Origin of the sequence: Kribbella albertanoniae (genome assembly GCF_004348455.1) — a bacterium.
In the GTDB taxonomy this organism is placed as follows: domain Bacteria; phylum Actinomycetota; class Actinomycetes; order Propionibacteriales; family Kribbellaceae; genus Kribbella; species Kribbella albertanoniae.
Map to the genome: position 1 here is coordinate 1 of NZ_SMKA01000341.1, position 9,177 is coordinate 9,177.

A 9,177-nucleotide genomic window follows, 5' to 3' on the forward strand; every position below is an offset into this window, starting at 1 on the left:
CGCGCGGCGATGGCGGCCGCTCTCGCCGTACAGATCGATGCCCTGCGCAACCTGGATGGCATTGCACTCGTCACGGGCCGACCAGCGTGGGCGGACTGGACGGCGGGCGCCTGGCCCGAGCCACATGTGCGTGGCTCGAACGCCATCTGCGCGACCACCTCGGCACGGGCCTCGAGTCGATCCAGTTCAGCGGCGGCGACATCGGGGCGGTCTTCGGCCTCCACCTGACGGATGGCCGCGACGTCGTACTGAAGGCGTTCCGTCCCGGCGCGGACCTCGAACGCCTGCGGACCGTCGTACGAGCACAGAACGCGCTCGCCTCGGCAGGGTTCGGTTGCGCCCGCGTCCTCGACGGCCCGTCGCGCACGACCGGCGTACTCGCAGTCGTCGAGCAACGTCTGACCGGCACCTCGACCGGAAGCCCGCACGCCCCAGCGGCTCGCGCGGCGATGGCGGCCGCTCTCGCCGTACAGATCGATGCCCTGCGCAACCTGGATGGCATTGCACTCGTCACGGGCCGACCAGCGTGGGCGGACTGGACGGCGGGCGCCTGGCCCGAGCCACATGACCCGGTATTCGACTTCTCAGCGCCGGTGCGTGGCTTTCGGTGGATCGACGAGACCGCCGACGCTGCGGCGGAGGTTCTCCGCGCGGCCGACGATCTTCCGCACGTCATCGGTCACAGCGACTGGGTCTGGCAGAACGTCTGCGTTCGCAACGACACCTTCGTCGCCGCCTACGACTGGGACAGCCTCATCTACGCCCCCGAACCAGCAGTCGTCGGCCTCTGCGCCGGCGCCTTCACCCAAGGCTCGCCCGAACCCCCTGACGCTCCATCAGCCGAGGAGGTAGCCGCCTTCGTCGACGACTACCACCACATCCGCCCCTTCTCCCCCGCCGAACGAGCCGTCGCCCACGCGGCAGCCACCTGGGTCCGCTGCTACAACGCCCGCTGCCAACTCGACAACCACCACCGCCGAAACCTCGCCCCACCCCCCGGCTCCTTCACCGAGTCCCTGGCCGCCAGCCGCTAGGCCGCTCATAGCGCGAACCTGCAGGCCATCACAATCGGCCGCCCACCCCGCACCTCAGGCGTGGACGGGCCCCCGACGCACAGTTGTGATGGCGTGGCGGTCCGGGCTGCGCCCCTCAACCTCTGACGGGCAACCCGGTTCTCCTGTCCGATGTGCGAGTTCGCCACCATCCCCGTCACAACGTCCGAAGATCCGAAGACCAGGCGCGCGTGTCCTTCGGACGTTGTGGGTACGGCGTTCTGCTGCGCGGCGTGCAGGTGGGCCGGGTGGTGCTGCGGTCAGCAGCTGGGGACCCCGGACATCTGATCGCGTGTCCGCGGTCCCCAGTACGTGGACGAGGTTCAGCCGTTTCGGCCGCACGAGACCGGCCGCATCCGAGGGCACCGCCACCACCCCCGCCGTACAGAACCAACAACCAAAGAGCCCGGATATCCCCTCAATGTGCCCCTTCTCCGGCCAAAATTCGGCCAGAGAACCGGCAACGTGAAGGGAGATCCCCTCGTTTTCCGCGCGGCGACCACGGCCCGGAAGCTCAGGCGGCGGGTGCGGGGGTTGCGAACTGGGTGGTGTGGAGTTCGGCGTAGAGGCCGGCGGCGGCTAGTAGTTCTTCGTGGGTGCCGTGTTCGCGGATCTGGCCGTTGTCGAGGACGAGGATCTGGTCGGCGTTGCGGATCGTGGACAGGCGGTGGGCGATGACCAGGGAGGTGCGGCCGGTGAGGGCGTTGGCGAGGGCGGCTTGTACGGCGGCCTCGGATTCGGAGTCGAGGTGGGCCGTGGCCTCGTCGAGGATGACGATCGAGGGCGACTTCAGGAGCAGGCGGGCGATGGCCAGCCGCTGGCGTTCGCCGCCGGACAGGCGGTAGCCGCGATCACCGACCACGGTGTCCAGACCGTCGGGCAGGCTCTCGATCATGGGCCCGATCTGAGCCGCCACGAGTGCCTCATGCAGCTCGGCCTCGGTCGCGTCCGGCCGCGCGAGCAGCAGGTTGGAGCGGATGGTGTCGTGGTACATGTGGGAGTCCTGGGTGACCACACCGATCACGTCATGCAGTGAGCGCTGGGACACCTCGCGGACATCGTGCCCGCCTACCAGGATCGCGCCGCCGGTGACGTCGTACATGCGGGAGACGAGCGAAGCGAGCGTGGTCTTGCCGGCGCCGGATGGGCCGACGACGGCCACCATCTCGCCGGGGCGGACCGAGAAGCTGACGCCCTTGAGCACCTCTTCACCAGTCTCGGCCGACAACGTCGCCACCGACTCGAGTGAAGCGAGTGAGACCTCGGCCGCAGACGGGTAGTGAAAATGGACCTGGTCGAATTCGAGCGACGGCTCGACGTCAGCCGGGAGCTCCTTCGCATCCTTGCGGTCGGCAACCATCGGCGGAAGGTCGAGCACCTCGAGCACCCGCTCGAAGCTGACCAGCGTGGTCATGATGTCGACCTGGACATTGGAGAGCGCGGTCAGCGGGCCGTAGAGCCGGTTCAGATAGGCGGTCAACGCAACGACCGTCCCGATCCCGAGAGCACCCTGTACGGCGAAGACGCCGCCGACCCCGTAGACCAGGGCCACGGCGAGCGCTGCGACCAGAGTGAGCGAGACGCGGAAGATTGCGGCGTACATGGAGGTCGTGACACCGATGTCGCGTACGCGCGCGGCCTTGTCGGCGAAGTCCTTCGACGATTCCTGGCTGCGACCGAAGATCTTGGCCAGCATCGCGCCGGCCACGTTGAAGCGCTCGGTCATGGTCTGTGCCATCGTCGCGTTCAGCCGGTACGTCTCGGCCGTTGCCTCGCGCAACCGACCGGCCATCAACCGGGCCGGGAGGATGAAGAGCGGCAGCAGGACCAGAGCGAGCAGGGTGATCTGCCACGACATCACGAACATCGCAACGAGCACCAAGGTGACACTGAGGACGTTGCTGACGACGTTCGACAGAGTTGAGGTGAAGGCTTGCTGGGCGCCGAGGACGTCACCGTTCAGCCGTTGGATCAGCGCACCGGTCTGGGTGCGGCTGAAGAAGGCGATCGGCATCTTCTGCACATGGTCGAAGACGGAGGTGCGCAGGTCGTAGACGAGCCCTTCGCCGATCCGCGCGGAGAACCAGCGCTGGCCCAGCGTGACAGCACTGCTGACGAGTGCGAGCAGGGCAACGACCAGCGCCAGCCAGATGACGAGCGCGGTGTTCTTGGGAACGATGCCGCGGTCGATGATCTCGCGATAGAGCAGCGGAGTGGCCGCGCCGACGCTGGCGTCGATCGCGATGAGCACGAGGAAGGCGGCCAGGTAGCGGCGATAGGGAACGGCGAAACCGGCGATGCGGCGCAGGGTGCCCGCGGAGAGTTTGTGGTGCCGGACGGAGGAGTCCTTCAGCAGTGAGCGCATCGCCCGCCCACCACCGCCTCCCGAGCCCGGCATTCCGGAGATCTGTGACATTGAGGCCTTTCGGTTCAGGATCAGATATGCTGAGGTTAACTCACTATGAGGCAAACTCACAAGACCCCTCCCCGATAGGCTCACCCCGTGAATGCGTCCGACGACACCGCGGAACAGATCGCCACCCGGCTGGACGGCATCGTGCGGAGACAGCGGCGGGCCGCGAAGGCCGACGTCGAAGGCCTGACCCACGGCCGTTTCCGCGTCCTGCGCACGCTCGACCAGGCCGACCGCCCACTCCGCCTGAGCGAGCTCGCAACCCAGCTCGGCATCGTCCCCCGCTCGGCCACCTCCGTCGTCGACGACCTCGAGGCCGGCGGCCTGCTCGCCCGCCAGCCCGACCCGCACGACCGCCGCGCCACCCTGGTCGCCCTCACCCCGGCCGGCACCGACCTGCTCATCAAGTTCCGCCGCAACCGCCGCGACGCGATGGTCACCCTCCTCGACCGCCTCACCCCGGCCGAACAGTCCACCCTGCTATCCCTGCTGAACCGCCTCGCCGACGACTGACAACTTCCCCACGATTCGGTACGGCGATCGCTAGCATCCGAACGTGCTGAGGTGGTGGGACGGGGTCACGCGGGCGCTACTCGCAGCGGCAGGCGTCGTACTGCTGCCAGTGCTGTGGGTCCCCAACTTCCTGGTCACCTGGACAATCCCATCCCTGATGGTCTGGGACATCCTGGCTCTCGCCTTCCTGGCCCGACAGGTGTGGAGCATGCGGCGCGGTCGCAAGGCGGCTGATGCCGAGGGGACACCGGACTGGTTGCTATCGGCACGTTTGATGCGACTGCGCTACGGGGCACTGCTCGTAGCCAGTGCGGCCGGACTGTCGAGCGGGATGCTGATCGTGTCGGTGGATGCTGAGGACGACGGCACCCAGTGGGATGTCTGGATCATCCGCTTGCTGGCGGCAACGACCGTCGTACTGGCTTGGCTGATTCTGCATGTCGGGTACGCCATGCACTACGCGAACCTCTACTTCGGCACCGGCCACGGCGTCACGTTCCCGGGAACCAGTACGCCGAACTTCCTCGACTTCGCGTACTTCGCTTTCACGATCGGGGCGACGTTCGCGACGTCCGATGTCGAGGTCACCAACCGGCGGGTCCGGCATGCGGTGATCTGGCATTCGGTGCTGTCGTTCTTCTACAACGCTGCCGTTCTCGGTATCGCGATCGGGGCCTTCACCGGAAAGTAGTCACGCCGAAGGCCCCGCTCGCCCGGTCAGCTCCGCAGGTGGTTGATGATGCCGTCGATGTCTTCGATCATGCGGTCGTGGCGGATGAAGTGGCCGCCGCCGTCTTCGTAGTGGGTGTACGGGATGCCGGCCTGATCGAGGGCTGCCCGGAACTCCCGGTGCCCGGCCAGGACCTGGGTTTCGTTGATGTAGTCACCGGGGTCGGAGCTGGGAGAGGTGCCGGCGACGAGGAAGATGCGCTTGCCTCGGTAGCGCTCGAGGTTCTGCATCGGGTTGTCGGCGGTGACCCGGGCTTCGTCCCAGGGGACGCCGTAGATCGTCCCGCCGTTGAGTTCGACCGCGGCCGACGACGCGTTCGCCCATTGCGCGACGAGGCCGCCGTCGCGCCGGATGCTGGCCGGACCGGAGTGCGAACTCACCGAGGCGAAGTGGCCGTAGTACTTGGCGGCGTACTTGAGGGCGCCGAAGCCGCCCATCGAGAAGCCGGACACTGCACGTCCGGCGGGCTCGGCGAACGTGCGGAAGTTGGCGTCGATCCACCGGACCAACTGCTCGAGGTGGAAGGTCTCGTAGTTGCGCGGGCCGACATTGGTGGTGACCGGGTTGGAGTACCAGCCGGCCTTTCCTCCGTCCGGCATCACGATGATGATCGGCTTACCCGCCGTCCACGCCCGGATGCCCTCGCGGTCGAAGGTGATGAAGTCCTGCAGACCCCCGTGCAGCAGGTAGAGAACCGGATAGCGCCGGCCGTCGTCGTGGTAACCATCGGGCAGCAGCACGTTCACCGCAGGCTGCCAGCCGATCTCGGCGGTCTGGAAGCGGTAGTACCACATCCGCGGATCGCCCTGGTTGCTGTCGACGATGTGCAGCCCGAAACCGTCGTCGGCTGCGCTGGCCGCGACCGAGGTTGCCAGAATGGTTCCGGCGCCGAGGCCGGCGGCTACTGTCAGGCCACCGGCGGCCTTGAGCAGAGTTCTCCGGGTGGGGCGGTGCTCACTCACCATGATCTCCTGGGGAGAGAAGGAACAGTCACCGTAGGTCACGGTGCATATCTAAGTTAGTACCATAACTTAGGGGTCAGCAGACTAAGGGAGGGTTGTGACAGGGACTTCGCCCCGGCGCAAGACGGGTGGCCGGCAGGCGCAGATCGGACTCGCGGACATCGAGCGCGAAGGGCTGCGCCTCGGCCTCGCCGACCTCACCGTGAACGGCGTCGCCGGCGCGCTCGGCGTCACCCCGGCCGCGCTGTACCGCCATGTCGACGGGAAGTTCGGCCTGGAGTCAGTCGTCGGCGAGGCGATCCTCGCCGAGCTGCACATCATCGACGACCCGGCCGACGACCTGAACGCCCACCTGCTGTCGTTCGCCCTGCAACTCCACACCTTCATCGTCGACCGGCCGGGACTAGCGGCGTACCTGCAGACTCTGTTCCCGCGTGGTGCTTCCGGGTTGCGCCTGCAGCGCGAGGCAGTCGAGGCGCTCGGACGACGCGGGTACGGCGCCGCCGGCGCGGTCATGCTGTCCGGAACGGTCGCCTCCCTCGCCATCAACCTGAGCGCCGCCGAGGAGCGGCACCGCCCGTACCACGACGGCCCGCATCAACGGGAGCTCGAGAAGGTCTACGCCCTGCTCGCGTCCGACGAGGTCCTCGCCCCCGTCCACGCCGAACTGCCGGCCATCTCCAGCGGCGACTACTTCCTGATGGTGATGACCGCCTGCATCCGCGGCCTCACCACCGCGGCACCACCCGGCCGACCTGTCATCGAGACCCTGACCGATCTTGGCCTCACCGATTGAGCAGTTCGCTCAATCGACGGGATCCGCAGCGACACCGATGGTTTGGTCGTGGCATGCGTATTGCGAAGACATCACCTGCTGAGGCCGCTCAGTTGTTGCGGGACGACCAAGACCTGCTGCTGGCCGCGGTCGCCGGGCTGACCGAGGACGAGCTGCGAGCGCCGTACCAGCTGAGCGCGGGACCGCTCGGCCACTTCTGCGACTCGTTGCACGATCTGCTCGGGCACGTGCTGATGTGGGACGAGATCACCCTCGCCGCCCTGCGCGACGCCCGGAACGGGCGCCTGCACTGGAGTTTGGATCCGCGCTGGGAGACCCCCGAGGCCGGCAGCGCCCTGAATGTCGGCGGCGTCGAGGCCGGGCGGCACATCCCGTCGGAGTTGACCCTGCACCGCTACCAGAGCGTCGGCGCTGCGCTGCTGGCCGAGATCGAGCAGTACGACGACGCCGCGTGGAACGATCCGGCAACGGGCGGCGGGTACGACGGTGGGATCGGAGCGCTGACCGAGTACGTGTCGACTCCCCCGGGGCACGGCGTCTTCGGGCACGCGGCGCGTCACCTGAAGGCCGCATGAGCACGGTAGTTGCCGAGAGCATCGACAGCCTGGTCTTCGCCGGTGAGACCCAGGCCCTGCTCAACCGCTTCGCCAACGAGCCGTCCGGTCCTGAGCTCGACCCGTACGACGCGCTGCTGAAGGATCGCTTGGAACTCCCGGATCCCGCGCTGGCCGGCACCGTCGATCCGCGGACGAACCCGCGCGACCTCCGGATCATCCTGCCGGGACGCACACTCGAGGCGCGCGTCTATCAACCGGTTCACACCAGCAAGCCGGCGCCAGTGGTTCTCTGGCTGCACGGCGGCGGATTCATCGGCGGTCACCTCCGCGACATCGAGTACACGACCTCCCGGATCGCTGCCGCCGGCAACGTTGTTGTTGTCTCCCTCAACTATCGACTGGCCCCGGAGAACCCTTACCCAGCTGGGCTTCACGACGTCAATGAGTCCCTGAGCTGGATCCGTGAACACAGCGCCGACCTGAACGGCGACGGCCGGATCGCGGTCGGTGGTCAGAGCGCCGGTGCCGCGCTCGCCGCCGGAGCGTGTCTCGTTGCCCGGGACAACGGCAGCCCGCTCCCCGACCACCAGATCCTCTGCTATCCCAGTCTCGATCATGAGCAGGACACCGAGTCGTACCGGTTGTTCGACGGGACCTTCCTCAGCATCGCCCCCGGTCGCTGGTCATCCGCTCAGTACTTCCCCACCGGCGAGCTGCCGGCGGCCGCCGTACCGCTGCGTGCCGTATCTCTCGCCGGACTCCCGCCCGCCCTCATCCTCGCCGCCGGCCGCGACCCACTCCGCGACGACGCCCGCCACTACGCCGAGCGTCTCGATGCACCGGTCAGACTGGTCGAGTACGCCGACACCATGCACGCGTTCCTGAACTTCCCAGCCGTCCTCTCGGCAGGCCGGCACGCCGTCGAACTGATCGGCGCGCATCTGCGGGAAGTGTTCTAGCGGTCGGCGCCGTGGTTGAAGAAACGCCCCGGGTCGCTGGCCGCACGCGGCCCGGACGCCATCCAGGCGGCGAACTCCTCGGGGTACCGCCGCTCGAGCTCGTCCAGATAAGCACGCCGTACGTCGATCGTCGCGGACCAGTGCTCGGGTCGCTGTAGCTCGGTGAAACTGCGGCGCCAGGCCAGGCATAGCTCGGATGCCGACAGTTCACTCAGCTGGTCGGCCGGCTTCAGCTCGGGGAGCTCGACGTCGGCCGGCTCTACGACGACCCGCTTGGGGCGTGCTTTGACTTTGGCCTTGGTCTCAGGCGTCGGGTCGATCCAGCCGAGCCACGCAGCCACCGGTGGCGACGTTCCGGCGACGAGCAGGAGCAGGAGCAACACCTCGGATCCCGCGGCGACGCCGTACCCGAGGCTCGCCACCGTACTCACACCAGCGAGCGCTGCCCACCGTGGCGCCGCCCTGAACACCTGGGCCGGCGGTTGCTCGCAGGACAACCCGAAGCTGATCGCAATTGACCCCGCCATGAACGCGGCGAGCAAGAACGTCGCCAAGTTCGGCCCCGGGGACACCAGCACCAGGGCCGCCAGCACACCAATCCCGGCCAGCGCACCAACAGCAGCGCGCCAGATCCGGGAATACCGCACCCCGACGTACCTCTGCATGCTGTTCCAGTGCCCAATTCCGGCCCCTCTCAAGCGTGGCTGTCGATCTGGGGGCAGCCTGTTCGTCAGGCTCAGGTAACCGACGAGCGAAGGAGGACCCTGATGGGTGCCGACGATGTGTTCCCGATCGTGACCACTGCCGACCTGGACCGGCTGCTGACCTTCTACACCGACGCCCTGGGCGCAGTCGAGCACTACCGCTTCCCACCCGAGGGCCCACCCGGCTACGTCGGACTCCACGTCGGCAAGGCCTCCCTCGGCCTGGGCCACGACCTCGACCACCAGCCCAGCACGGGCTCGATCGCCCTCTGGTTCTACGTCGACAACTGCGACGCCACCACCGCACGAATCCGCCAAGCCGGCGCCCCCATCCTGGAGGAGCCGACCGACCAGCCCTGGGGCGAACGCATAGCCCGAGCCCAAGACCCCGACGGCAACTCCCTCATCCTCGGCCAACGCCCCCGATCCCCCGGGGCGGGGGCCGGGGGTGTACCGACGGACGGGTAGAGGTTGGATCGGCGGGACTGGTG

Annotated in this window: 10 protein-coding genes; 7 read left to right on the forward strand and 3 right to left on the reverse strand. The window is 67.8% G+C overall.

All coding sequences use genetic code 11. The features are described from left to right. Positions 1–1,034: protein kinase family protein (locus tag E1261_RS40520; RefSeq protein WP_238176754.1), on the forward strand; the 1,034-nt coding region annotated here is incomplete at its 5' end. 532 nt (positions 1,035–1,566) lie between these two features. Here E1261_RS40520 and E1261_RS40525 read toward each other — a convergent pair. Next, entirely contained in the window at positions 1,567–3,417 is a 1,851-nt protein-coding gene (locus tag E1261_RS40525; RefSeq protein ID WP_238176755.1) for an ABC transporter ATP-binding protein, read from the reverse strand. 138 nt (positions 3,418–3,555) lie between these two features. Between E1261_RS40525 and E1261_RS40530 the strand changes: the two genes are divergently transcribed. Together E1261_RS40530 and E1261_RS40535 are read left to right on the forward strand one after the other, a co-directional pair. Then, positions 3,556–3,978 carry a MarR family winged helix-turn-helix transcriptional regulator gene (locus tag E1261_RS40530; RefSeq protein WP_238176756.1) on the forward strand — a complete coding sequence of 141 codons (423 nt, stop codon included), beginning with the start codon at positions 3,556–3,558 and terminating at the stop codon, positions 3,976–3,978. 43 nt (positions 3,979–4,021) lie between these two features. Next, the gene (locus tag E1261_RS40535) at positions 4,022–4,669 is read left to right on the forward strand and encodes a DUF1345 domain-containing protein (protein WP_132415069.1); all 648 of its coding nucleotides are present in this window, start codon (positions 4,022–4,024) and stop codon (positions 4,667–4,669) included. 26 nt (positions 4,670–4,695) lie between these two features. On the opposite strand, the gene E1261_RS40540 is transcribed toward E1261_RS40535, so the two are convergent. Continuing rightward, the gene (locus tag E1261_RS40540) at positions 4,696–5,670 is read right to left on the reverse strand and encodes an alpha/beta hydrolase (RefSeq protein ID WP_272948642.1); all 975 of its coding nucleotides are present in this window, start codon (positions 5,668–5,670) and stop codon (positions 4,696–4,698) included. A 97-nt stretch (positions 5,671–5,767) separates the two neighbouring features. On the opposite strand from E1261_RS40540, the gene E1261_RS40545 reads away from it, so the two are divergent. Genes E1261_RS40545 through E1261_RS40555 form a run of 3 tightly spaced genes read left to right on the forward strand, consistent with a single transcriptional unit; the run spans position 5,768 to position 7,982 of the window. Continuing rightward, positions 5,768–6,466: a TetR/AcrR family transcriptional regulator gene (locus tag E1261_RS40545; RefSeq protein WP_132415070.1), complete on the forward strand. Its 699-nt coding sequence runs from the start codon at positions 5,768–5,770 to the stop codon at positions 6,464–6,466. Positions 6,467–6,519: 53 nt separating this feature from the next. Then, positions 6,520–7,041 (forward strand): DinB family protein, encoded by a 522-nt coding sequence (locus tag E1261_RS40550; protein WP_132415071.1) that lies wholly within the window; start codon positions 6,520–6,522, stop codon positions 7,039–7,041. After that, a complete protein-coding gene (locus E1261_RS40555; RefSeq protein WP_132415072.1) occupies positions 7,038–7,982 on the forward strand; it encodes an alpha/beta hydrolase in 945 nt (314 codons plus the stop codon). Before E1261_RS40550 ends, E1261_RS40555 begins: the two co-directional genes overlap by 4 nt. On the opposite strand, the gene E1261_RS40560 is transcribed toward E1261_RS40555, so the two are convergent. Then, complete coding sequence (locus E1261_RS40560) at positions 7,979–8,647, reverse strand: hypothetical protein (protein ID WP_132415073.1); 669 nt, start codon at positions 8,645–8,647, stop codon at positions 7,979–7,981. The two genes, E1261_RS40555 and E1261_RS40560, sit on opposite strands and share 4 nt — an antisense overlap. 102 nt (positions 8,648–8,749) lie before the next feature. On the opposite strand from E1261_RS40560, the gene E1261_RS40565 reads away from it, so the two are divergent. Continuing rightward, the gene (locus E1261_RS40565) at positions 8,750–9,154 is read left to right on the forward strand and encodes a VOC family protein (protein ID WP_132415074.1); all 405 of its coding nucleotides are present in this window, start codon (positions 8,750–8,752) and stop codon (positions 9,152–9,154) included. The last annotated feature ends 23 nt before the right edge of the window (positions 9,155–9,177 follow it).